The organism is Edaphobacter aggregans DSM 19364 (assembly GCF_000745965.1).
Classification (GTDB): Bacteria; Acidobacteriota; Terriglobia; order Terriglobales; family Acidobacteriaceae; genus Edaphobacter; species Edaphobacter aggregans.
Map to the genome: position 1 here is coordinate 587687 of NZ_JQKI01000001.1, position 25248 is coordinate 612934.

At 60.6% G+C, this 25248-nt stretch carries 21 protein-coding genes; 8 read left to right on the top strand and 13 right to left on the bottom strand.

The features are described 5' to 3' along the window. Positions 1-29: 29 nt before the first annotated feature. The 7 genes from Q363_RS02650 to Q363_RS02680 all read right to left on the bottom strand — a co-directional run bounded on the left by Q363_RS02650 (position 30) and on the right by Q363_RS02680 (position 6455). A complete protein-coding gene (locus Q363_RS02650) occupies positions 30-413 on the bottom strand; it encodes a type II toxin-antitoxin system RelE/ParE family toxin (protein WP_035347563.1) in 384 nt (127 codons plus the stop codon). A 178-nt stretch (positions 414-591) separates the two neighbouring features. After that, the gene (locus Q363_RS02655) at positions 592-1254 is read right to left on the bottom strand and encodes a class I SAM-dependent methyltransferase (protein WP_035347565.1); all 663 of its coding nucleotides are present in this window, start codon (positions 1252-1254) and stop codon (positions 592-594) included. A gap of 17 nt (positions 1255-1271) precedes the next feature. Next, positions 1272-2306, bottom strand: coding sequence for a radical SAM protein (locus Q363_RS02660; RefSeq protein ID WP_245631991.1), 1035 nt, complete (start codon positions 2304-2306; stop codon positions 1272-1274). Positions 2307-2454: 148 nt separating this feature from the next. Beyond that, positions 2455-3021 carry a hypothetical protein gene (locus Q363_RS02665; RefSeq protein WP_051978264.1) on the bottom strand — a complete coding sequence of 189 codons (567 nt, stop codon included), beginning with the start codon at positions 3019-3021 and terminating at the stop codon, positions 2455-2457. Positions 3022-3264: 243 nt separating this feature from the next. Further along, on the bottom strand, positions 3265-4536 hold the full coding sequence (locus Q363_RS02670) for a PDZ domain-containing protein (RefSeq protein ID WP_169746909.1): 1272 nt from the start codon (positions 4534-4536) through the stop codon (positions 3265-3267). A 51-nt stretch (positions 4537-4587) separates the two neighbouring features. Further along, entirely contained in the window at positions 4588-5535 is a 948-nt protein-coding gene (locus Q363_RS02675) for a HEAT repeat domain-containing protein (RefSeq protein ID WP_245631992.1), read from the bottom strand. Between the two features lie 107 nt (positions 5536-5642). Further along, positions 5643-6455, bottom strand: coding sequence for an RNA polymerase sigma factor (locus Q363_RS02680; RefSeq protein WP_035347573.1), 813 nt, complete (start codon positions 6453-6455; stop codon positions 5643-5645). A 178-nt stretch (positions 6456-6633) separates the two neighbouring features. Here Q363_RS02680 and Q363_RS02685 point away from each other — a divergent pair, with 178 nt between their 5' ends. The 4 genes from Q363_RS02685 to Q363_RS02695 all read left to right on the top strand — a co-directional run bounded on the left by Q363_RS02685 (position 6634) and on the right by Q363_RS02695 (position 9872). Beyond that, on the top strand, positions 6634-6927 hold the full coding sequence (locus Q363_RS02685) for a type II toxin-antitoxin system RelB/DinJ family antitoxin (protein WP_035347575.1): 294 nt from the start codon (positions 6634-6636) through the stop codon (positions 6925-6927). Positions 6928-6987: 60 nt separating this feature from the next. Then, positions 6988-7233: a type II toxin-antitoxin system RelE/ParE family toxin gene (locus Q363_RS37730; RefSeq protein ID WP_211256108.1), complete on the top strand. Its 246-nt coding sequence runs from the start codon at positions 6988-6990 to the stop codon at positions 7231-7233. Positions 7234-7295: 62 nt separating this feature from the next. Then, entirely contained in the window at positions 7296-7928 is a 633-nt protein-coding gene (locus Q363_RS02690; protein ID WP_035347797.1) for a ribonuclease HI family protein, read from the top strand. A 216-nt stretch (positions 7929-8144) separates the two neighbouring features. Further along, positions 8145-9872, top strand: a complete 1728-nt coding sequence (locus Q363_RS02695; RefSeq protein ID WP_245631993.1) for a TonB-dependent receptor plug domain-containing protein — start codon at positions 8145-8147, stop codon at positions 9870-9872. Between the two features lie 12 nt (positions 9873-9884). Here Q363_RS02695 and Q363_RS02700 read toward each other — a convergent pair whose 3' ends face one another. The 4 genes from Q363_RS02700 to Q363_RS02710 form a co-directional block, all read right to left on the bottom strand. After that, entirely contained in the window at positions 9885-10250 is a 366-nt protein-coding gene (locus Q363_RS02700; protein ID WP_035347577.1) for a VOC family protein, read from the bottom strand. 26 nt (positions 10251-10276) lie between these two features. After that, the gene (locus tag Q363_RS02705; RefSeq protein WP_245631994.1) at positions 10277-10570 is read right to left on the bottom strand and encodes a lysozyme; all 294 of its coding nucleotides are present in this window, start codon (positions 10568-10570) and stop codon (positions 10277-10279) included. Beyond that, the gene (locus Q363_RS43645; protein WP_245631995.1) at positions 10567-10776 is read right to left on the bottom strand and encodes a glycoside hydrolase family protein; all 210 of its coding nucleotides are present in this window, start codon (positions 10774-10776) and stop codon (positions 10567-10569) included. The genes Q363_RS02705 and Q363_RS43645 overlap by 4 nt, the downstream gene beginning before the upstream one ends. 153 nt (positions 10777-10929) lie before the next feature. Then, entirely contained in the window at positions 10930-11403 is a 474-nt protein-coding gene (locus Q363_RS02710; protein ID WP_035347580.1) for a GatB/YqeY domain-containing protein, read from the bottom strand. Between the two features lie 75 nt (positions 11404-11478). Between Q363_RS02710 and Q363_RS02715 the strand changes: the two genes are divergently transcribed. Further along, positions 11479-12663, top strand: a complete 1185-nt coding sequence (locus Q363_RS02715; RefSeq protein WP_035347581.1) for a pyridoxal-phosphate-dependent aminotransferase family protein — start codon at positions 11479-11481, stop codon at positions 12661-12663. Between the two features lie 825 nt (positions 12664-13488). Further along, the gene (locus Q363_RS02720; protein ID WP_035347582.1) at positions 13489-13884 is read left to right on the top strand and encodes a (R)-mandelonitrile lyase; all 396 of its coding nucleotides are present in this window, start codon (positions 13489-13491) and stop codon (positions 13882-13884) included. Positions 13885-14067: 183 nt separating this feature from the next. Here the strand turns inward: Q363_RS02720 and Q363_RS02725 are convergent, their stop codons facing one another. Further along, positions 14068-14742: a DsbA family protein gene (locus Q363_RS02725; RefSeq protein WP_035347584.1), complete on the bottom strand. Its 675-nt coding sequence runs from the start codon at positions 14740-14742 to the stop codon at positions 14068-14070. A 162-nt stretch (positions 14743-14904) separates the two neighbouring features. Between Q363_RS02725 and Q363_RS02730 the strand changes: the two genes are divergently transcribed. Beyond that, the gene (locus tag Q363_RS02730; RefSeq protein ID WP_245631996.1) at positions 14905-16374 is read left to right on the top strand and encodes a TolC family protein; all 1470 of its coding nucleotides are present in this window, start codon (positions 14905-14907) and stop codon (positions 16372-16374) included. Positions 16375-16963: 589 nt separating this feature from the next. Here Q363_RS02730 and Q363_RS35615 read toward each other — a convergent pair. Continuing rightward, on the bottom strand, positions 16964-20563 hold the full coding sequence (locus Q363_RS35615; protein WP_051978265.1) for a two-component regulator propeller domain-containing protein: 3600 nt from the start codon (positions 20561-20563) through the stop codon (positions 16964-16966). 448 nt (positions 20564-21011) lie between these two features. Here Q363_RS35615 and Q363_RS02740 point away from each other — a divergent pair, with 448 nt between their 5' ends. Further along, positions 21012-24473, top strand: coding sequence for a TonB-dependent receptor (locus tag Q363_RS02740; RefSeq protein ID WP_035347586.1), 3462 nt, complete (start codon positions 21012-21014; stop codon positions 24471-24473). Positions 24474-25248: the final 775 nt, after the last annotated feature.

Consider the following 25248-nt stretch of genomic DNA (forward strand, 5'->3'; position numbering starts at 1 on the left):
GTCGCGCGGCGGGTAAAGCGCCAATGAACTCATTTGCGTTTTTTGGCATGTTTCTCTCGAACCTTACTGACGCGCTTCAGGTGTGCGTCAAACCTCTGATCTGCCTTGCGGATCAGCTCGCGGTAGAACCTCTTCTGGCTGCCACCCGATTTGTCTCCGGCGACAAGGAGAATGGCACTGCGGATCGGATCGAATGCGAAAGCGATACGCCAGACGCCGCCATCAGCGTCAAATCGCAACTCCTTCATATTTGCATGCTTGGAGCCCTTTAGCGTATCAGCTCGTGGCCTGCCAAGCTGTGGCCCGAATTCCTGCAGAAGACGAATCATGGCCGCCGCTTCGTCCTGGACCTCGGGAGACAACGACTCCAGCTCCGGCACAAACTCGTCGGCCAGCTCTACTTTGAACTTCATCAAGCTCCGTTGAAACGAATCTCTCGGTCTTCATTGCAGGCTCCTTCCTTCTGTGGTCTACAAAAGCCCTCGCTTCGTGGTCTAACGAAACTCCCTTTGTTATACCTCAAAGGGTATATACTGTAAAAAGTATAATTATAAAAATGCAGACAGGGCGTTCCTGTGTAGTCAATCGGACCTACTTCACGACAAAGATCATGAAGTAATCCTGACCATCCGCCTTCGTAAAGTCGTACGTCGCCGACAGCCGAAAGCCCGCCTCGCCCATCTCCCTCTCGACGACCTCATGATTCACGCCGTGGTTCGCGCCATTGCCGTTCTTGTCGATGATGCCGACTCGTGCGCCCTCGCGCAGCGCAGGCTTCAGCTTCTTCATGAACTCCACCGGATGCGCGATCTCGTGGTAGACCTTCAGCAGCAGTACCGCATTCACGCTGCCCGCGGGCAGCATCGGATCGTCCGGCTGGCCCAGCACCGTGCGCACATTGGTCAGGTTCTCCTTCACCACGCGCTTGCCGATGTACTCGATCGCCAGCGGATTGATGTCCTCGGCCAGCACCGCGCCCGTCGCTCCCACGCGCTTCGAAGCCCGCACCGTAAACCAGCCCGAGCCCGCGCCGATATCGCCGACGTTCTTTCCCGCCGTGATTCCCAGCAGGTCCATCACGCGGTCGATCTGAAGCTTCTTGTCGCGGTCCGGATGCTCGAAGATCGAGAGGTCGCCCGTGTAAGGCTTGCTCGCCTGGCGTTGCTGCGTCTGCGCCGGAGCGGCCTGCGACACCGCATAGCTGCTCAAAGCCACCGACACCAGCACTGCGGCCAAGAAACGACGAGCGCTCATCACGCCTCCACAACGCCCTACTGGATCTGCACCAGCTCCTGCTCGCGGGTCTTGGGCTCGCCTGCTTTGTGCGAACCGCCCGGAGTCACCGAGTCACTCTGCGGCGCGCGCCAGTGATCGATGTAGCTCACCTGGTGCACGCAGCTGATCGTACAGCCCGGAGCGCAGCCCTTCTCGGTAACAAACTCGCGCTTCACATCGGCGGTCGTGTACTCGGCCAGCGGAACCGCGGGATATCCGCGCTGCTGGCTGCAGTAGTGCACCAGTCCGTTCTCGCAGACGTACAGATACCGCCCACCCGCTCGGCAGCGCCAGTCGTTCGTCTCGCCGTTCGCAATCGCTTCCTGAAAGTGGTTGAAGCGCGAGTAGCTGCGCCGCGTCATGTTGCGAACCTTGTCCCACACCACGCGCTCGGCGTCGCCCAGCGGCTTCAGCTGTCCGCCGCCGTCGTGGATGATCCCGATCGTCGAGCTGAAGCCCAGCCCCAGCGCACGCTCGCTCACCACGCGAGCATCATCCGGGTTCGCGATGCCTCCGCCCACCACCGAGTTGATGTTCACGTGAAACTCCGCGTGCTCGGCCAGCATCTGCAGCTTCTTGTCCAGAACCTTCAGGCTCTTCTTCGACACGGCGTCCGGCATCACGTTGTCGATCGAGATCTGCATGTGATCCAGCCCCGCCCTGTTCAGCCGCTGAATGCGGTCTGGCATCAGCAGGTAGCCGTTCGTGATCATGCCGGCAATCGCGCCTGTCCTGCGAATCCTCGCGATGATCTGATCAAGCTCAGGATGCAGCAGCGGCTCGCCACCCGAGATCGTAATCACGCTCGTCCCGAGCCTTCCCAGATGGTCGATGCGGCGCAGCATCTCGTCCAGCGGCACCGGGTCCGAGAAGTCGTCATACTCGTTGCAGTACGTGCACGACAGATTGCACCGCCGCATGGGAACAATCTGCGCCATGTACGGATGCCCGGTAGAAACCAGCGCGCGGCCGATCGAGGCCAGTTCGCGCACCTTGCGCACAGCCGCCTTCCAGCGCCGCCGTGCGCTCATCCGGCGCCTGGGAATTGCAATGGAAACAGAGGACATAGTCAGGTTTCAGTATATCGAACCCGGCGATCGGACCATGCACACACCATGCCCTCGCGCCTCCGGAGGCACTCTCTATCCGTCATTTTGTCAACCCTGCAGCGCCCCAGCCTCAGGACCCGGGCGTCGCAGGCGGAATCGAACTCAGATACTCGTAGATCGCCCTCAGGTCGTTGTCGCTCATGTCCTGATACGTTGGCCACGGCATCACCTGCAGCAGCGGGCTGATCTGCGGATGAAGCTGCTCGGGGTCGACTCCCGTGCGGATGACCTTTTTGAACTCCCCAAAGGTCAGACCCGCGGGAAGTCCCTTCGGCCCCTCCGGAGTCAGGTTGCGCGAGATGAACGGACCAAACGCCTGCCCTCCCGCGAGATAATTCTTCGCATTGACCACCTTCTTCTGACCCTTGAAGGGATCGCCGCCCTCGGCGTACGAGGGGTTCGTGTGGCAGTCGTTGCAGCCGCCCATCGCGTTCACCAGGTAGCTGCCCAGGCCCACGAGCCTCGGGTCTCTGTGCCCCAGATGCAGCGGCACCGGCGCAATCTTGAACCCGATCGCGATGCGGCTTTGATCGCTGCCAAGAAACCAATCGTCGTTCGCCTGCGCCTTGTGTTGAATGCCAGCGAGAAGAACAGCCAGTCCTGCCAGTGTCAGGACCTTACCTGCAAGATGCCTCATGGACGTCTCCTTTTCGGAATAAAAGGGGCCCGGAAACTGTTTATGTATACGCAGATTGTTATTTGGAACCAGATGGGGCCGAACAAAAGGGATCGCCGCGCACACGACGCAACAGCAACGCGTCCACGTGCAGGCGATCTCCTGATGCGAAGCCAGATTGCTCCGCAGTGCTGCTAGCTGTCAAGCGCGGACAGGATAGTTTTTGCAGAATGTTTACGCAGGCTAGTTCAGCTGCAATGCGGGCTAGTTCAGACGCATCATGTCCCGCATCTGGCACCGCAGCTCTTCCATCTTCTGACGAAACTCCGGCGAGTCCATCCGCAGTCGCGCTGCGTCAGCCGCAGCCTGCACCTGGCGTCGCGCCATCTCCATCTCGTGCTGGAACTCCGGGTTCGACGACCACGCATCCAGCTTCGCAATCATCTGCTCCATCTCCGGAGTCATGCGAACCTCTTCCAGCCGCTGCCGCATCCGCGCTGCCATGGCATCGAACATCGGCTGCAGCTCCGCCAGCGTCGCGCGCGTCTGCTGGGCCTGGTCCGAGTCCCCGAAGAACTCCTCCAGGTCCATCCCCGGCTCCACGCTCGAACGCTTCTTCGAGTCCGGAGTCATCGTCAGGGTCTGCTCCTTGCGGTCGCGCAGCACCACCACCGTCACTTCCTTGCCGCGGTTCTCGTGGATCGTCTTCGTCCACTCGGTGCCGCTCGTTACCGGCATCGAGTTCACCTTCACCACGACATCGCCCGCTTTCATTCCGGCATGCGCCGCCGGCGTGTTCGGATCGACATGGCGAACCAGCAGCCCCGCGCTTCCCTGCGCTCCAAAGAACTCCGCCAGCTGTGGCCCCATCACCTCAAGCTTCGCTCCCGTGTACGACGAGCTGACCAGCATCGTCGTTCCCAGCAGGCTGCGCGTTCCCTTCACCGCGCCCGTGGCAGCTGCCGAAGGCGGCAACTTGAAGAACGAGTTGCCGCCGCGCGGAGTAAAGGCCGACGAGCTCTCAGGCTCAGGCACCGTATAGTGCTTCTCCCACGCCTGCCGCTCCACCTCTTCGCGGTTGGCCATCTGCGCCGAGACCGTCCGCTGCTGGCCGTCGCGGCTCACCACAAAGCTCACCTGCCGGCCTGCAGGAGTCTCGCGCAGCATCCGCCGCAGCTGCTCCTCACTCTCAATCATCTGGCCGTTCATCTGCAGGATCACGTCATGCACCTTGAGGCCTGCCTTGCACGCCGGGCCATCGTGGTCCACGCCCACAATCTCTGCGCCCCGTGCCTCTTTCAGCTTCAGCGCAGCCACCTGGTCCCCGCTCACGTCCCGCAGATTCACCCCCAGGTATCCCTGCGTGCTGCGGCTGCTCATCCCCCCGCCCAGCAACGCGGGCGTGCCGCTCCATACTGCGCCGGACTGCGCATACAGTCTTGTGCCCACCGGAAAGACCACCGCCGCCGCGAGAACCACTACGCCAAACGATCTGCCGTGCCTTCTCCTGCACTCCGTCGATTCGTGGTGCATCATCGCCGACCTCATAGGAATCTCTGCTTGCGTGCGAAAACGAGCCTCAAAGCGCTACTGGATCGAGTCCGAGCCCTGCAGAGCGTTGTAGCTCACGGTGCGGATATAGGGGTTATCGTCCTGCGTCGAGACCTGACGCAGAACCTGCCGCACGCTCGAATCGTGCTGCACCGGAGTCAGCAGATCGACCGCCGCCCTCCGCACATTCGCGTCGGGGTCGTGAGCCAGCGACTCCAGCACAGCGTCGCGAACCCTCAGGTCCTCGCTCACGTAAGGCTCCAGGCCCTCCAGCGCGTTCAAACGCACGCCCGAGTCCTTGTCGTAGCGCAGCGAGACCATCAGCGCCCCGCGCACTCCCTTGCCGTCCTCGCTCGCCGCGCACTCATGCCCCGCCTTGCACTCGTTCGCCAACATGCTCACCGACTGGGCGCGAATCCCCTGCGCCGGCGCCAGGGCTCCCTTCATCAGCAGGTCACGGATCTCCGGCGAGTCCAGCGAGCCTTCCTTGGTCTCGGGAACGATCTTGTTGTAGTGAACCTGCACCAGCTCCGAGTTCGGCGTGCGCTCAATTCCGGTCACGTTCGCAATCACGCTCTCCGTCGAATTGGTGTACGTTGGGCCCAACTTCGGCCGCGGCTCGTGCGCCACCTGGTAGCGATTCAGAAAATTCCCGCCGATAAATCCGACGCCCACCAGCAGCGTCGCCAGCGCCGGCGCTGTCCGCACATGACTCATCCACGCGAAGAAGTTCGTCCTCACCTGCGTCAGGAATCCATGTGGCGGTATGGCGTCCAGCGCCTCGTCGAGCTGCATCCTCGACTGCGCCAGTAGATTGGGCGAAGGCTCGACGACCGGAAAGGCCGCCAGGGGGAGCTCCAAGGCCTGAATCGACCTGAGCTCCTCCTGGCATTCCTCACAGGTCATCAGGTGCTGTTCCAACGGCCCTGCCAGTTCGTCCGGCAGCTCGCCGTAGTACGCCAGGATCACATTGTCTCTAGCCATCTCACACTTCATTTCTGCTACCTCAACCAGCCTCAAATGTCCTGCTCTTCGCTCGGGTCTGTACCGTCTGCCCGTCGTCGATTCTCTTCTCTCTGACTTCCCCGCTTCTAACTTCCCCGCAGCTCCGTCAGGTTGGCCCGCAGCTTCCTCGTGGCCCGGAACAGCGTGTTCTTCGCCGTCTCTTCCGTCGTGTTCAACATCTCGCCGATCGTTCTCAGTTTCAGCCCCTGGTAGTGCTTCAGCTCAAAGACCATCCGCTCCCGCGGCGTCAGCTTGTCGAGCGCCTCGTGAATCCGCTCGGCCATCCTCTTCCGCTCCAGCTCCCGCGCCGGGTTCGACATCGCCCGTTCGTCGGAGATGTTTGCCAGCAGGTCCATCTCATCCCCGCTTGCGTCAACCACCGTCGCCGGATCTTCCCTGCGGCTCTTGCGCCTCCGCAGCTGGTCCAGGCACAGGTTCGTCACAATGCGGTACAGCCACGTATAAAAGCTGCACTCGAACCGGAAGTTGCCCAGGTGGCGATAGGCCTTGATGAACGCTTCCTGGTGCACGTCCTGGGCGTCCTGCTCGTTGCCCAGCATGTGCAGCGCCAGCCGCAGCACGCTCTGGTCGTATCGCCGCACCAGCGAATCGAACGCCCCGCGATTGCCCTTCTGGGCCTCACGGATCAGCTCATCGTCCTCGATGCGCTGCTGCGCGCGAGCCTCAAGCTGGGCCTGCGTCAGCTTGCCGCCTCTGGAGCCGGGTTGGGTCGCTGCCTTCGCCATCGCTGGCAACGATTCTACCGCCCCCATCTGCGATCCAACTGACGCTCCGTCACGCAATCCCAGCGAAAAAGGGCTGGGTCGCCGCCCGCGCGGAGTAAGGGGCCCTGTGACCAACTCCCCGCCGTGGATCATCCCAAGTGCTTCAGCATCCATAGTTCTGACTCCGGAGCCCAGAACAACTCTTACAACCAGATAGACCCACCCCACCCCGGAAGGTAAGCAGCGTGTCTCCCGCATGCCCCAAAAGTGTCAAATCCGTGTGAAACACGCTCAGATGCCAGCGACTCATCCTGTATTTCATCTGCATTACAATATGCAGAAGGAGTTTCCCATGCCTGCGAACGCACTGGTACAGACACGCATCGATCCTGACGTGAAGGAGCGCGCAGCAGCCGTACTCGAAGAACTGGGTATCACCGTCTCCGAGGCCGTTCGCATCCTGCTCACCCGCACCGCAAACGAAGGCGCTCTTCCCTTCGCCCTGGCCAGCGACGCCGCCCATGACGCCTGGTTCCGCGCCAAGGTACAGGAGGCGCTCGAAGACAAGCGTCCAGCAATTCCTCAGGAAAAAGTCGAAACCCACTTCGCCGGCCGCCGTGCAGCCGCACTGCGCAAGGCGCGTTAGTTGGCGAGAATCGAGTGGTCGTTCCTGGCGCAGCTTGATCGCGAAGCTATCTTCGACTAGCTGGAAACAGAGAGTCCGCAGGCCGCCATCACCTCAGACGACCGCATCCGCAACCAGATCAAAGAACTGGTAAGGTTCCCCGAAATAGGCCGTCCGGGCCGCGTCGAAGGCACACGCGAGTTGGTCATTCGCCGCACGCCGTACATCGTCGCCTATCGCATCACACGCGGTACCGTGCAGATCCTCCGCATCCTGCACGACGCCCGGCTATGGCCCGGCGACCGAAGAAACAAACCTAATCCCTAATCCCTATAATCACCATCATGTCCCCCCGCTCCACCTCCCCTAGCCTCTTCGCCGACACTTCCTTGCCCAGAGCCTCCGCGAAAGACCCCGGCTGGGTCACCGCCCACTGCGACGGAGGAGCACGTGGCAACCCCGGCCCCTCCGGCTACGGCGCCGTCCTCACCGGCCCCTCCGGCGAGCCCCTCGCCGAGTTGAGCGAGTTCCTCGGGATCCGCACCAACAACTACGCCGAGTACTCCGGCCTCCTCGCCGTCCTCGAGTATGCCCTCGCCCACAACCACCTCCGCCTCCGCGTCGTCTCCGACTCCGAGCTCATGGTCAAGCAGATCCAGGGCAAGTACCGCGTCAACTCCCCCGACCTCAAGCCCCTCTGGCAGGAGGCCAAAAACCGTATCGCCTGCCTCGAAGCCTTCGAGATCTCCCACGCCCTCCGCCACAAAAACAAGGACGCCGACCGCTTGGCCAACCAGGCCATGGACCGCGGCATGAAACGCCCTCATACGCCCGGGCAGCCAGCCCCCGCCCCGCTCAAAGCCACCCCCTACCCCACCAAATCCTCCGCCCCGCCCGACCTCGACGCCCGCCCCAAGCCCTCCAGCACCATGCTTCGCGGCTTCACCCGTGACGGCGTCGTCCACATCCTCGGCGGTGCCACCCTGCCCGACGGTATCTTCGTCAAGATCATCCCCGAGTAAGCCGCAAGTCTCATGAAGATCGGCCTTCCCCACCACACGTCATTTCGACCGACGCGACGGACAGTTTCATCGTCCGTCGCGCAGTGGAGAAACCCCTGTATCTCGCTCGAAGCGCCTACAAGCTCCCCGCGAGATCATTCACCCGTCTTCGCCTCAGTCCTAACCCTCCTCCTGGCACTCAGCCCCCGTCTCTCCCCAGCGCAACAGCCCCACCCCGTGCAAGAGACCGTCACCGTCACCACCACCATTCCGCCCATCCCTCTCTCCGAGTCCAACCGCGCCGTCGTCACCCTCGACACTCGCGACCAGCCCCTCCTCCAGAACAACCTCACCGACTATCTCCGCCAGGACACCTCCCTCAACCTCCAGTCCCGCGCCCCCTCCGGTGTCCAGGCCGACCTCTCCATCCGCGGCACCACCTTTGAGCAGTCCCTCATCCTCCTCAACGGCCTCCGCATCAACGATCCCGAGACCGGCCACCTCAACCTCGACATCCCCGTCCCCCTCGACGCCCTCTCCCGCGTCGAGGTCCTCCACGGCTCCGGCTCCACGTTCTACGGCTCCGACGCCATCGGCGGCGCCGTCAACCTCATCACGCAACGCACAACCTCCCCGCGCCTCTCCCTCATCTTCAAATCCGGCGCCGGAAACTACGGCTCACTCGAAAACCACCTCCGTGCCGACTTTGTCATCCAGCCCGTCGCCGAACAGCTCACCGCCTCCCGCGACACCTCCGACGGCTTCATGCCCGACCGCAACTACTCGAGCAACGCCCTCGCCTCCGAGACCTGGCTCAGCCTCCTGCCCCTCGGTACTACCGACATTCTGTTGGCCGCCAGCGACCGGCCCTACGGAGCCAACCAGTTCTACGGCCCCTACAACTCCTGGGAGCGCACCAAGGGCTGGTTCGCCGCGCTCCAGCAGCAGCTAGGCCAGCAAACCTCAGCGAGTTTCGCCTACCGCAAACACACCGACCTCTTCGTCCTCCTCCTCGACCGCCCCAACTACTACCACAACAACCACGTCACCACCGCCTGGCAGTCCGCCCTGCGCCGCGCCAACTCGCTCGGCGCAAACACCACCCTCTCGTACGGCCTCGAGGCCAACGGCGACAGCATCCACAGCTCGAACCTCGGCATTCACGCGCGCAATCAAGGCGCAGGCTATGCCAACCTCTCGCTGCGCTCGCTCAAGCGCCTCTCCCTCTCGATAGGCGCACGCGAACAGGTCTTCAGTGGCGGAGACGCCGTCTTCTCCCCCTCCATCGCCGCCGCCTACGCCCTCACCAGCACCCTTCGCGCACGAGCCTCCATCGGCCACGGCTATCGCCAGCCTACCTACCTCGACCTCTACTACTCCGACCCCACCACCATCGGAAACCCCGCGCTCAAACCCGAGTCCTCGTGGAGCTACGAAGGCGGCTTCGACTGGACCCCATCACGTGCGCCCCTCACCCTCACCGCCACCGGATTCCACCTGCAGCAAAAAAACGGCATCGACTACTCCAAGTACTCGCTCTCGAAACCCTGGCAGGCCACCAACGTCGCCAACTTCGCCTACAACGGAGCCGAGGCCGACCTCCGCCTCCGCCTCCCCCACACCCAGCAGCTTCAACTCGGCTACACCGCCGTGCAGGCCACCACCCCGCCCCCGGGGCTCATCTCCGAGTACGCCTTCAACTACGCCGCCCAGTCCGCCCTCATCGCCTGGAGCACGCAGTTCCACCAGATCGCCGCCCGCACCCAGCTCGCCGTCATCCAGAAGACCACCCAATCCCCCTACCCGCTCTGGGACGTCTCCATCGCGCGCTCGACCGGTCACATCCGCCCCTACGTTCGCGCCCTCAACCTCACCAACACCGCCTACCAGGAGATCCCCGGAGTCCCACTCCAGGGCCGCACCATCATCGTCGGAGTCGAGCTAAGCTGGTCCTCCGCGCGCTGATGTATCTCTTCTCTATCTCTGCGGAGGCTCCTGATAGATCGCCATCACATTCCCGCCCGGATCGCGAAACCGAGCCGTAATCTCCCCCGGATCGCCTCCGATCGGCTGCACGATCTCCCCTCCTGCCGCTTCGATCTTCTTCACCACAGCCTCCGCGTCCTCCACCATCACATAGACCACCAGCCCCGGCGACTGCGGAGGCCTGCCCGTCACCCACGCCCCGCTCACCTGCCCCGTCGTGTCGTCGAACGCCGTCGCGCCGTCGCCCCGCTGCCGTATCGTCCATCCAAACACCCGGCTATAAAACTCCGCCGACCGCGCCGGGTCCGTCGCCGGAATCTCGATGTAACAGATCTTCCCATTCACAGGCTCAGCCATACTTCTCCTCCCGTCGCGGTCTTACGTCACCGGCCTGCAGAACAGCTCCGCCTCCGCCTGGTCAGCCCCGCCAGCACCCTTCCGTCCGCCTTGTTCCAGCGCACAAACTGCTTCGCCGCACCATCATAGTCGCCCGCATTCAGCATCCGTAGCAGCATCGACTGCCCAAACACCGCGCAACCCAGGTTGAAACAGAAGTCCACCATCGCGTCGAACTGGTTCTGATTGATCTCCGCCGTCACCGACTTGTTTACACACGTCACCGCCCAGGCCACATCCGCCGTCAACAGCATCAAAGCCTGCGCTTCCGTGATCGTCATCCCCTCTTCAACACCGCCCGTATGCCCGTATCCAATCGTCCAATCGTCCACACACCCACCGAGTCCTGGTACGCCTCCAGCCTGCACCCCTCAAACTGCTTCGTCAGCTCCAGCCCCGCCTCGCCCAAACTCCGCTCCGCCATCTCTCCCCCAAAAGCAAAATGGGAGAGCCGCCCACAGGCACTCTCCCATCTCGTTACCGTCAAAATTTTCTTCTACAGATTCAGAATATCAACCCGAACCAAATTAATCGGCAACTTTTTAATCGGCAACTTTGGCAATTCCAATATCCGCCTTAGAATGAGTCTCTTCCGGGCGACGATCCACACCTGCCCTCTTGACAGGTTTTTGTGCGCAGCCTACTTCGCCAGCTCCGCCTTCACGACCTCGCTCACCATCTTCCCCTCGGCGCGCAGCCCGTCGGCCAGAATCCACTGCTGCGCCACCTTCATCGCCGCGCCCATATCCTTCGGCCCCGGCCTCACGCCTCCCGCATTCTGCGCAAGCTGATCGATCGCCCGCAGCACCACCGCGCGAACCTGCTCCGCGCTCGCCATCTGTGGCAGGTACGCCTCGATCATCGCAATCTCCGCGCGCTCCTTCTCCGCCAGCTCCGGCCTGTTCCCCTTCTCAAAGCTCTCCGCCGACTCCTTCCGCTGCTTGATCAGCGTCGAAAGAACCTGCGTCTCCTCCGCGTCCGTCAGCTCCTCGCGCTTATCGATCGCCTTGCTCTTCAGCGCCGACTTCACCATCCGCAGCGTCGTCAGCCTGTGCTCGTCCTTCGCCTTCATTGCCACAATAATGTCCGCGTCGATCTTCTTCGCTATCGCCATCTCATGCTCTCCGCTTTATCTGACCTTCCATCATAGCCCGCAGTTCGATAAGCGCCCCGTCGCTACAATAAACACATGATCCGCAAAACCCGCCTCTTCACACCCGGCCCAACACCGCTGCTTCCCGCCGCCCAGTTCGCCATGGCGGCTGCCGACATCCACCACCGCACCCCCGAGTTCCGCGCCCTCTTCACCAAGGTACTCGCCCAGCTCAAGGACTTCGTCGGAACCACCAGTGACGTCCTCGTCCTCTCCTCCGGCGGCACCGGAGCCATGGAGGCCGCCGTCTCCAACCTCACCTCCCCCGGCGACCGCGTCCTCGTCCTCACCGCCGGCAAGTTCGGCGAGCGCTGGAGCTCCCTCACCAAGGCCTTCGGCTGCCACGTCGACGTCGTCGAGAAGCCCTACGGCCAGACCTTCACCCTCGATGAGATCAAGGCCGCCCTCAAGCTCGAGACCCGCGCCGTCTTCGTCCAGGCCACCGAGTCCTCCACCGGCGTCCGCCACGACATCCAGGGCATCGCCAGGCTCCTCAAGGACCAGAAGTCCGAAGCGCTCCTCATCGTCGACGCGATCACCGGCCTCGGCACCACCCACCTCGACATGGACGCCTGGGGCGTCGACGTCCTCATCGGCGGCTCGCAAAAGGCCGTCATGATTCCCCCCGGCCTCAGCTACATCGCTATCAGCCCCCGCGCCTGGGACCGCATGGAGTCCACCTACAACCCGCGCTACTACTTCGACCTTCGCAAGGAGCGTAAGAACGCCGCCAAGGGCGAGAGCGCCTACACCCCGCCCGTCGCGTTAATCGCCGCACTAGGGGCCTCGCTCGACTACATCGCCGCCCAAGCCGAAGGCAACCTCGCCGAGGGCCGCAAAAAACTAGTCGATAGTGCCGAAACCTGCGCCGCCATGACCCGCGCCGCAGCTAAGGCGCTCGGCTTCAAACTCTTCGCGCCCGAGGGCTACGAGGCCGCCGCCGCAACCGCGATCATGGCTCCCGAGGGCACCGACTCCGGCACGCTGGTCAAGGGGCTGAAGTCACAGTTCGCCGCCATCGTCACCGACGGCCAGGGTGACATGAAGGGCTCCCTCTTCCGCATCGCCCACATCGGCTTCTTCGACTACCTCGACACCATCGCCATCATCGGCGCACTCGAGCAGGTCATCGCCAAAGTAAAAACCCCACTCCCGAATTTCGAGTTTGGCAAAGGCCTCATCGCCGCACAAAAGGTCTTCGCCGAGCGCACCGCAAAGTAAGGAACGGCCGTTGCGCTAACTAACGATAAGTCGCAGCAGCTTTGTTTCTGGTGTTGACGTTGCCTTTGCTTCTAGGTAGCCCAAGGCTTTAGCCTTGGGTCTCTCAAGCGGCGGAAGAATCGGGGGCCTTAGCCCCTGGGGTATGCCTCCCTTCCGCCGCGCAGAAACCCCGGCAAACCCAACTGCTAAAAGTGGACACTTTGCGAAACGCACATCCACTGTTCGGAGTAAGTGTGAGAGTTATCTGTGTCTATCTCATTCGCGTCTTACTCTGCAGTGTGAGCTGCGCCGCAGTACTGCGCCTGTCCTATGGCCCACCTACCGTATACGATCGCCATCTTGGAAACTCCTACGCTGTCGTCTGCGGCATCCTCACCCTGTGCGCTCTTTTTTCGTGGATTACGCGATCACGACGCTCCCTCTTAGCTCAATTAGGATCGTCCGCTGCTATTGCCCTAGTCACTAGTTCTGTTCTAATTCAATTCTCCGAGTGGACGAACTTCGTTGATGGAATGCCTTGGCAGTACTTCTACAAAGACGATTACATCTATGTGTTTCGTTTGATAGCTCCGATTACAATTGCACTTCTGAGTGGTACCCTCACCCTCATCCCCGAAAAGAATCGTCCTAAAGTCATGGGGTAAGCCGGGTGTCCGATTCATGACACAGCTTCATCGTGGCATGAGTTGGACAATCGCGCGAAGCGCGATCCGTCTTGCTTAAGGGCACGGCTTCAGCCGTGCCGAAGATGACCGCACGAGAAAAAGCGGTTTTAGCCCTGAGGTCCCATACAGCCCACCGACACCAACCGAGTAAAATCCCCCCATGGAAATCAAACGCGCAGGCTCCCAACCCTCAGGCAAAGGCCCGGCAGACTGGTTCACCGGCACCGTTCGGATCGACCCGCTCTTCCAGGCGCCCGACCCCGCCCTCGTCGGCGGCGCCCAAGTCACCTTTGAGCCCGGAGCCCGCACCGCCTGGCACACCCATCCCCTCGGCCAGACCCTCATCGTCACCTCAGGCTGCGGATGGGCCCAGCGCGAAGGCGGAGCCATCGAGGAGATCCGCCCCGGTGACGTTGTCTGGTTCGCCCCCAACGAAAAACACTGGCACGGAGCCACCCCAACCACCGCCATGAGCCACATCGCCATCCAGGAACGCCTCGACGGCAAGACCGTCGACTGGCTGGAGCACGTCACCGACGAACAGTACAAATGCTGAATCTTAGGGCGCGCGTCAGCCGTAGATAGCCGGACTCAACTCAAGTCCACCTCTCGATAAAAGTGTCATCCTGAGCGAATGGTGGTCTCGTTCACGATTTGTCAGAGTCGATTAAGAGTGTCGAAAATGCTTCGGGCCTGACTGCGAGTGGCAATCAGGCCCGTGGAGGTTTGGTGAGCAGCGCTACTTCTGAGGCGTGGGGGCGTGCTTGAGCTTGGAGTTGGGTGGTGCGGGCGTGCTCTGGGCGATCTGCGACTGCACAGAGTCGATGGTCGAGTAGAGCTGGTTGACGTCGGTGACCTGAACCCAGCTTTTCTGCGTGACAACCCAGATGGTTGGGGTCTGGGTGATGCCGATGCGCTCGCCGAGGGTGTAGTCGGCGTTGACCTCGGCCGCGAAGAGGCCGGACGGATCGATGACGAAGGGCTGGTTGAGCTTGTGCGACTGGAAGAACTTGCGGGTGAAGTTGGCGAGGTCTTCCTTGGAGGCGATGGACTGCTGGGCGGCGAAGACGGCTCCGCGGAACTCATCGGCGGTTGCGGGCGAGACCTTGTCCTGGAGGTAGCGCGCGGTGATGGCGGCATCGCGGCTCCAGATGTGCATCTTGAGGGGGAAGTCGTGGTGGACGATGGGGATCTTGTAGCGCTCGGCGGCGGCGCGCACGATGGGATACGCGTGCGCGCAGGCGGGACACTCGAGGTCCTCGAACTTGAAGATGGCGATCTTGGCTCCGGCGGGCGGCTTCAGGGGAGAGGTGTCTTTGAAGTTGGCGCCGGTGTTGGGCGGAGCGGAGAACTGGGCGGCCGCGGGAAGGCAGGCTGCGGCGAGCAGGGTTACGGCCAGGACGAGTCGGTTCATTGTGGTTGGACGCATGGCTATGTTCTTTGTATTTTAGACGACCGAGGTTGCTGGCCGGACGGAGGAACGTTTTCGGGGCCAGATTTTCGCAACTCTGGCGTAGCGTGGGTAATCTAATCGTGGTGATACGAAGTGAGTTGCTGTCCGGTCCCAAGACTCCTGATGAAATTTGACTCCCGTTTTTTGACAAACGTAGTAAAGTTTTGCCCGGTTGCGGCGGTGTGTCTGACGCTGGCGGTTGGCGCGCGGGCGCAGCAGCCGAAGCCTGAAGAGCTGCCGCAGGCTCCCACGCCGAATCCGGCGGTGATGCAGCTTGCGGGCGGCGTGACGGTGGAGCGGGCGACTCCGGGAGCGATGCCGCTGAGCATCGACGATGCGATCGAGCGCGGGATGAAGCGCAACCTGGGAATGCTGCTGCAGGTGCAGAATCAGCGCTCGGTGCATGGGCAGGTGCTGACGGTGAAGAACAATCTGCTGCCGAGCATGACGGCGAAGGGGAGCACCTCGGCGCAGCAGATCAACCTGGCGGCGCTGGGCTTCAAGCCGGGAGCGGTCAGTATTCCGGGCTTCGACACCAGCAGCTTTCCCTCGATCGTAAAGGTGGATGTGACTCAGGCGCAGATCAGCCTGGACCAGCAGCTGTTCAATCTTCCTGCGTACTACATGTATCGCGCGGCGCAGAAGGCTGACGATGTGGCCTCGTGGACGATGCTGAACCAGCGCGGAACGGTGGCTCTGAACGTTGGTACGCAGTATCTGCGGGCGGTTGCGGACTCGTCGGAGATCGACAATTCTCGGGCGCTGCTGAAGGCCGATGAGGTGGCGCTGAATCAGGCGGTCGCCTCGCACGACGCTGGCGTTGGGACGAACCTCGATGTGCTGCGCGCGCGGGTGCAGCTGCAGACGCAGCAGCAGGCGCTGATCAACGCGGAGAACACGCTTGCGAAGGACAAGATTGCGCTGAACCGTCTGATCGGTTTGCCTGCGGAGCAGGAGCTGACGCTGACGGATACGGCTCCTTACGCCGAGTTTGCGGCGCTTCCGCTGGAGGACGCGATGAAGCTGGCGCTCGAGCGGAGGAAGGATCTTCGCTCGCTCGAGTCGCAGATGGAGCTGGCGGACCGGACGCTGAAGGCGGTGAAGTACGAGCGGCTTCCTTCGCTGGCGTTCAATGGCTACTACGGCGTGCTGGGCGAGACGCAGGGGCTCTATCACGGCGTGTTTTCCGCAGTGGGCAAGGTTAGTTTCCCGATCTTCCAGGAAGGGCAGCTTCGCGGCGAGCGCGAGGTGGCAACGGCGCAGATCATCGGCCTGAAGCAGCAGATCACGAGCCTGAAGGTGACGATCGAGCAGCAGATCCGGTCGTCAATGCTGGACGTCGAGTCGGCCAACGAGCAGGTGAAGGTGGCGAGAAGCAACGTCGATCTGGCGACGCAGGCGCTCCAGGACACGATGGACCGCTTTGCGGCGGGTGTGGACGACAACCTTCCGGTGGTTCAGGCGCAGGCGACTCTGGCGGCGGCGCAGACGCGGCTGGTGGAGACGCTGTACCAGTACAACCAGTCGAAGCTTGCGCTGGCGCGGAGCACGGGCGTGGTGGAGACTCAGTACAAGACGTATCTAGGGCGGTAGGCTCTGGGGCGGTAGGGCCCCTCCCCCCGCCTGTTTTGCGCAAAATATTGATTTTGCATGGTTTAGTCGGGGAGTAACGATGCAAAATATTCGAAACAAAGGATTTAGGTGTCAAAATATAGATTCGAAAAGGGTTAGCTCTGGTGGTAATGGGGCTGATCGCCGTTTTCTTGTCTACTCTTCCAGATTAACAAAGTGAGAGGGGTAAATCGGCGCTTTAGGGAAGAATGTTTTTTGGGTGTAAGTGGTTGTGGGGGTTTGGGTTGTGGGTTTGGAGGCGGTTTTGGGGGTATTGACATGGGATTTTGCCGGGTTTTGATGAGTATCCCGAGCTCAGGGGAATAAGGTGCGGTTTGCCGACCAACGGGAGCAATCCCTTCTCCGACCAGGAACAGGCAGTTCGGGACAGTTCGCGAGAAGTCCTGTTTGCCATGGCGTTTACTGGAAGTTCTCCGCCATCGTGATAGAGCTATGCCGGGCTGCCTGCTGGGCAGACCAGAGTGTCCGTCCGTCGCGCGAAGCGGCGAGATTTACCGCCCCCGGAAATGAACCCTCTAGCCACGGCGTTGGCAGAAGACGGGCCAGAGCCTCACTCTGCATCAACGTGAGACGGCCTGACGGACACCGAATCACGTCCGGTAGCGGGTTCTTTCACTTCCTCGGCGGCGATCGGCAGAGTGAAATGAAACGTTGCGCCCCGTCCATCGTTCGCCGTTGCCCATACACGGCCGCCATGCGACTCGATGATGGAACGGCTAATCGCCAGCCCCATGCCGGAGCCCCGCGGTTTGGTCGTAAAGAAGGCATTGAAGATCTGGTCGGTCTTTTCGGCTGGCAGTCCTACTCCGGTGTCGCTGACGGAGATCAGCAGTCGGCCGGCCTGGTCCAGTTGTGACTTTACCGTAAGTACTCCGCCGGTCTCCTTCATCGCCTCGATTGCGTTGAGCATGAGGTTCATGAGTACCTGCTGCAGTTGCACACGGTCAGCCGGAATTCTGGGAAGGTCGTCGGCAAGATCTGTACGAATCGAGATCGCATACCGGTTGGCCTCACCCCGCAGCAGCGCGACCATTTCGCGGACAATCTCGTTTACATCGACCAACTCACGTTCCGGGGAAGACTTCGTGTACAGCGACCGTAAATGCTCGATGATGTCACCGGCACGCTTTCCGTCTTCAACGATTCTTCTTGTCGCCTCGCAGGCCTCTTCCAAGTCTGGCTGGTCGCGCTGAAGCCATCGCAAGCAGGCGCTCGCATTCGCGACGGTAGCAGTGATCGGCTGTTTAATTTCGTGTGCCAACGATGCGGTGAGCTCGCCCATCGTGGTTACGCGATTTACGTGAGCAAGGTCCGCCTGTAGCTGTTCAGCACGTTTGCGATCTTCAATGTCGGTCTTCGTCCCGTACCACTTGAGGATCTTGCCTTCCCCATCCCGCAGCGGTACGGCTCGGACCAGAAACCACCGATATTCCCCGTCCGCCCGGCGGTAGCGAGCCTCACTTTCGAAGGGCTCGCCGCTCGCCACCGAGGCCCGCCACTTCTCTGCGTGTCGCTTCACGTCGTTGGGGTGAACGGCTACTTCCCAGCCTGAGCCAGCTCCCTTCTCGAGGGAGAGACCCGTATATTCCTCCCAATGGTGATTGGAGAAGTCCACCCAGCCATCCGGTAGGGCGGTCCACGCAATCGCCGGAATGGTTTCGACGACATCCCGAAGTTTCCTTTCCTGACGCCGCAGTTGCCGAACACGCAATCGGTACAGTGCCCAAAGCAACGCCAGGAAGCCGGCCACACAAAGCGCGCGGAACCAATTCGTCTGCCAGAACTCGGGAGCAATCGCAAAATCCAGCGTTTCCCCCTGCTCGTTCCACACACCGCTGTTATTGCACGCCATGACACGGAAGCGATAATTTCCCGGCGATAGATTCGAGTACTCCGCTCGACGGCGGTTGACCACCTCTCTCCAGTCCTTGTCCTGGTCCTCAAGCATGAATCGGAAGTGCACCTTCTCCGGGTCCAGCAGGCTCAGGGCCGTGTAGTCAATCTCGAGATTGCGAACGCCCGGAGGCAGGCGCAAACCGCGCGCAGCATCATATGTTTTGCCATCGGCGATGACCTGCTCGATGTGCACTGGCGGAGGCAGTTTGTTGAAGGGAAGGTGGCGCGGATCGACGACACTGACATCGCCGAAAGGCAAGAACCACAATCTTCCATCCGCGGACCTGGCGACACGCGGGCTATAGCCTTCAAGGAACGAATGGCTCCTCACTCCGTCGGAACTGTCGAAGATGGTGCTCTGTATCGTCCGCTTTGGATCGGCGGCCCAGGCGTCCAACTCAGGCCGGGCAACGCGCACCAGGCCGCAAGCCATGTACACCCAGACCGAATGTGCGTCATCTTCCATCATCCAGTGAACCGTATCGCAGGGCAATCCGTTCGTGCTGTTCAGCGTGGTCACACGATTGTTCTTTAACCGGCTGAGCCCGCCTTCGGTCGAGACCCAGAGCGTACCGTCATCGTCAAATCGAAAATCACTGACATAGCCCGTGCCAAGCCCATCGGTGGCTGTGTACGATGCGCGGACCTGCCCGTCAGAGAAATAGGCAATCCCGCCCCCATAAAATCCAAGCCATAAACCGCCCTGCACAGGATCTCGTAATAGAGCAATAGCAACCTCTTTGCGTCCGAGCGTGGCCCAGGGAATCCGTTCGACCACACTCTCTCGAAGCAGATGAAAGAGTCCATCCTTGTGGCTGATCCAGACCTTCCCCGCACTATCTCCGGTAATGGAATACACGATTCCCTCGGGCACGGAGCTTATGGGAATGAACCGGTCAGACTCAAGAAAGGCAACCCCGCGATCGGTTCCGACCCAGATTCGCCCGCGATTGTCCTGAAAGAGCGAGTCCACAGTATCATCCGGCAACCCACTGACGGTAATCTCCCGCACCGTCCGGGTCGCGTCCCATCCTCTCTCGGCTGTAGGTCCGCTGCCCGAGGTACGGGTGCGTTCCGGAAGTTCCTCTTTTTGTTTGGCGCCACCGCGCACGGCCTGCGCGTTTCCCTTGCGGTAAATCGTGATTTGCCCGTTATCCCATCTGTTCAAGCCATCACCCGTACCGATCCAAACGCTGCCATCTCTCGCCGCTAGAATGGATGAATTGCCCCGGGTTGACAGACCTTGCTTGATAGAGATCGTGGGGACGGCGAACTCGCGAAAGCGGTCGAGGCCATCAACGGTCGCTGCCCAAATATTGCCTTCACGATCCTCAAAGAAACATGTAACCGCATCGCCTGACAGGCCATCGGATCGTGTAAACAGATCCGTTCTACCCTGGTGCACATGCAACAGGCCCGCGTCAACCGACGCTCCGATCCACAGGCCACCATTGCGATCCCGAAGCAGAGTGTGAGCTCTGAACTGCTGCCCAGCAGGAAACGGATAAGCTTTAGTTCTCCCGGCCCTCAGCTGTGTGATACCGCTATTCTGGGCAATCAGGAGTTCGCCGTCGTCGCCTTCGATCAGAGCGTTGATTCGGAGCGCAGGGTCTGGCATTGGATAGAGCTTAGGTGGACCACGCTTCCATCGCCACAGCCCGGTCATCCCTCCCGCCCAGAGATTGCCTCCGCTATCCTCATACAAGGAGGTCACTCCTGAGCCGAAACGGCCGTCCTCTCCGAAGCACTGGGTCTTTCCGGCCTGAATCGTGCAGAGTCTCCCAACAGGAGGCGCCCAGATGCCCACCCATATCGTCCCTTCATGATCCTCAAGAAGCGCTTCAACAACCTGCCCATCCAGCTCCGGGTAATGAGTCAGCCGGCCGTCCTTCCAACTTGCAAGCCCCTTGGTAGTGCCAATCCAGAGACGCCCGTCGCGCGCGGCGCGCAGGTTTCTAATATCGTTGCTGGGGAGACGCTCGCCCTTTGGCGGCTGCCACTCGGTGTTCCGAACACCATCGAAACGAAGCAAGCCGAATTCCGTGCCGAGCCAGAGATAACCGTCCGGCGTCTGAGCAATTGAAAAGATGACGCCTTTGGAAAATCCTTCGCTGACTTTCCAGGCGGTGTGCGCGTATTGACTGACGTCGAGAGATGGGTCTAAGGCTAAGACACAAGGGCAGTATGCGAGCAGGACGCCCAGGGCGATCGCGGCTCTTCTTAGTCCGTGCGCTCTCTCCATCGCGGCACACATCGTACTCTCTTACCGAGACGGCGGTTTGCTTACCGAGACGGCGGTTTGGTATTCCGGCCAATGAATCTCACGAATGGCTCTCCTTGTAAAAAGAGGTGTCGTCAAGTCTACCGCTAACAGGCAACCGGCCGGAATCGGAGTTGATCACGGACCGCTTCGCAGGCCTGTACTTCAGGCGATAGTCGGCTGGTTGACTACTCCGAGGCAGAGGGCATCGTGATGCCAATAACGGTGAAGATGCGCTGAAAATCTGCTGTCCAGCAACAAGGCTTGATTCCGCATTGGCGTGATATTCTGTGCGCCATAAGAACCGCCGCCAGCGGCCCTCGTAAGCGAGTTGGTCGCGACGCACTTTTTCAGCAGTTTTAGCGTCTGGCTCGCCGGCTACCGTAGCAACAGGAGAGCCTGTCGGCGTGATCCCTGTGGCGATCTGCCCAGGGGGTGGCTTATGAGGCAGAAGCTGTTCTGGGTGTTCACCGGAATCATCTTGTGCTCGACGGTTGCGCTATGCCAGGTCATTACGGGCAACATCGTTGGGCAGATCACGGATAAGTCAGGCGCCTTAGTTCCGAAGGTGCAGATCGTCATCCGGAATTCAGGCACCGGCGTATCCGTGATAGTGGAAGCGGATGATAGCGGGGCGTACTCAGCACCCAATCTCCAGGCGGGGATCTATGATATCTCGGCCAGGAAGCAAGGCTTCAGGGTCGAGACGGTGAAAGGCATCCAGCTTCTGGCGCAGCAAACGGCGCGTCTGGATTTGAAACTGCAGGTGGGCATCGTACCGCAGAGCATAGAGGTACAAGCGCAACCGCAGCTGGTCAACACGGATAGCCATACGATCAACAGCTCGATTAACCAGCGTCAATTGACGGATCTGCCGACGACCTCGCGATCGATTGATGGCGTAATGATCCTGGCACCCGGCGTCACCGGCTTCGGTAACGTGAGCAACATTTCCAACCCTCAGATCTCGGGCAGTCATTACTGGGGCAGTACCAACTTTAACCTGAACGGCGTTAGCTTGAATGATTTCGGAAATGGGAGTGCGATGGGCACGCACTCCTTCAACCAGGACCAAATCGGCGAGGCGAATCTGCCACCGCCGGACGCGCTCCAGGAATTCCGGGTCGACAGTGGCGGCTTGAACGCGGAATACAAGAACGTCGCTGCGGTTACGCTGGTTCTCAAGCAGGGAACGAACAACTACCACGGTAACGCTTACGAGTTCGTAGAGAACACGAGCCTGAACGCGAACTATTTCATGCTGAACGCCACCCGGCAACCGCGGCCAGCATTCCATCGCAACCAGTTCGGCGGCGACGTTGGCGGGCCGATAAAGAAAAACCGGCTGTTCTTTTTCTTTTCGTATAGGGGCATCCGCCAGAGATCAAGCCAGGTCACCAGTTTGGTACTGCCGTCGCAAGCCTTGCGCGCCGGAGATTTTTCGGCACTGTGCTCGACCTATGACGCCAACCGGGCTTGCAGCGACCCGAATGGTACGCAACTCTACAATCCTTGGACAGGCCAGCCGTTTGCACGGAATCAGATCCCCTCAGACATGATCACCTCGCAGGCGAAGACGTTGATGCCCTACCTGCCGGAGTTGACCATTCCTTCGCCAGCCCTGCCGAACGGCCCACCGAACTATATCGCCCCAGTCCCCAGCAAGTTTGACGTCAATGGCGTGGACTTTCGGTTGGATGCCCACTTGTCTTCCAGGGATTCCGTCTATGGAACGGTCCACCAATCCTTGGGCGATCCATGGAGTATAAGCTCCGGCACTCCGCCAGACTACGGCAACCAGGAAAGTCGGGGCTACACGCACTACTTGTTCAGCGCCACGGAGACCCACACGTTCAACTCGACCACTGTAAACGACGTGCGCTGGGCGTGGACCGAGTGGAGGCAGAGCAACAACGGGCAGAATACGAACTTTAACCCGCAGTCGTTGTTCGCCCAGCTACCCGTCATCAATAACGGCGGTCTGCCGACCATGAACATCAGCGGTTACACAGGCATGTGGACAGATAGGGGCCTGGGCTATCCATACCCGGAGTACACCATCCAAGTCTCCGACAACTTCTCGCACGTACGCGGGCGGCACACCTTCAAGTTTGGTTTCGATGAACAGGGGTACAGGCAAAATGTTCGCCAGGGCGGCCCCAATTTGACCACTCCGCTCGGCAACCCGCTGGGCACCTTCAACTTCAGTGGGCAATGGACCGGCAACCAGGGCTGGCCCAGCCAGCCACGTTCACAAGGTAACGCCTTCGCCGACTTCCTGCTGGGCACGGTGGACTCGTCCAACTACGGCATCGCGCCGACTGATATACAGATCAGTTCACGCATTTGGGAGTTTTACGCGCAGGACACCTGGCAGGCGACGCCCAAACTAACCCTGAACTTCGGCCTGCGGTATATGTACCAGCAGCCCTGGCAGGTTCGCGACGATCGTGTGAGTTACCTGGACCTGAAGAACAACAAGCTGGCGCTGCCGCAGGATTCACCCACGGTCACGGCGCCGCCGCATTCGTTTCCCGGGCTTCTCACGGCTTATCCGTTCGAGACGACTCAAAACGCTGGTTGGCCTAAGTCGTACTACGTACCAGAGAAGAAGAACTTCGGACCGCGATTCGGCTTCGCGTATAGACCCTTTCCCGGGAACAACACAGTGCTGCGGGGCGGCTGGGGTATTTACTACGACACTCTGATTGCCTGGATCGGTCCGTACGAGAACATGTTCAACCCTCCATGGCAACTCGGTGCGACCTTCACCACGCAGCTGCCTGGAAATCCGACAGCGCCATTCCTGCCGGACGTGACCTTCAGCAATCCGTTCCCAACGGCTGCTGAGAATGCGCCTCCCGCGAATCCGCTGGTGTATGCGACGGACCGATACATCCAAAATCCGATGCAGCAGCAGTGGAATCTCACCCTCGAACACCAGTTATATGAAGATTGGATGGCGCGTGCGACTTATGTCGGCTCGACGACGACGCACGGGTTGTTCTACGCGTCCGACATCAACAAACCGAATGTACAACAGCCCAATGTGCCGCCGCAGCAACAGGTGACGTACCAGCCGTGGAGTCAGGTGCTGTACACGTACACAGGCGGCTATGGGAAGTTCAACCAGCTTCAACTGGAGTTGCTCAAGCGCTTCGGCAATGGCTTCCAACTCCAGGCGGAATACAACCTCACGAGCAGTCTGGATAACACTCCGATCGCCGGTGGACCGCAGAACCCGTGGAACCCCACGGCCGATTACGGAAACTCCGACGGCTTGCCACGCCAGACGCTTGTCTTCAACTATGTCTACGATCTGCCGGTGGGGCGTGGCAAAAAGCTGCTCGCCCAGAGCAGCCGGCTTGTGGACACACTGCTCGGTGACTGGACGGTATCGGGTATTAGCAAGTATCAGACAGGTGCGCCGTCTTCTGTGACTTTTCTGGTGCCCAGTGGTTACGTCGGGTGGCAAGGTGGACGCGCCGACCGAGTGGCAGGAGCGGACCTCTACGCCGGGCAGCAGGATTCGCACGACGTAATCAATGGCGTGCAGTGGTTTAACACAGCGTCGTTTGCGCCGCCCCAGCCCTGGCAGTATGGCAACTCGGAGCGCAACCTGCTCTATGGGCCGGGTTCGTGGAATTGGGACATCGGCATACGAAAGTTTTTCCGCATTACCGAGACGAGTAAGCTCCAGTTCCGCGCGGACTTCTTGAATGCGTTCAACCATGCCAATCTCGATTTCGGACGCGAGTACCCACAGCAGGGCGGTGGCTCCACAACCGTAATCGCCGACACCCGAGACGGCGGTCTACCGAATCCAAGCTCCGGGAAGATATTCTCTGCCGGTACCCTGCCTGGTCCCCGCGTCATACAGCTGGGACTTAAGTTCGAATTTTGATGCCGCGCCCTTGACGATCCAGGATGCGCAATAAGCGCTAGGTGATTGATTCAATGGTCGGGACGACTAGATTCGAACTAGCGACCTCACCCCCCAATCTTAGAAACGACGCAATCTGAATACCTTAGCGATATTTACCAATACGTTAGAGCGGGAAACAACCAGACGCAACGCTTATTGGACCCGTAATGGACCCTCAGTTGGACCCATGCTGGCGCACGCGATTGACAACCCGACACGAACGGCAACCAGCAAGAGTGCACACTCAGCACCACGGCATCCTGACCGGCCTTGACTCGCAATCACCTTCATGTGCGTACACTTGAAGTTTCCGAATGTATGGTCCGCCGTCTGATTGCAAGGGAAAAGTGTTGAGAGGAAGAAAGTCTGCGTCAATGTATCCGGCCTATTTGTGGAGATGTATTTCTCCTGGCCATGATGAGATACGCCGCGTGCCTGTCCTTCGAAACCCCTCGGCCGTGTGAGGGCCCAATCGGAAAACAGGTTTCAGGCACGCCGTTGTGACTGTTCTTTCATCTTCACTCGCCTGTGCAGACCTTGGTGGGAGAGCTTGGAATCGATCGTTGTTACGCTTGGCTAGGCAGAGATCGCATTCGGAACAGTCCGATAGTCCTGGCCGGTTGAGAGCACCGCCCACGCGATCCGCGCCAGCTTGTTCGCCATAGCAACGATCAACACGTTACGCGGCGCTCGCATCTCCAGCGCCGTCATCCATGCACCCATCGCGATGCGGTCTCGCTTCGATCGCAACACC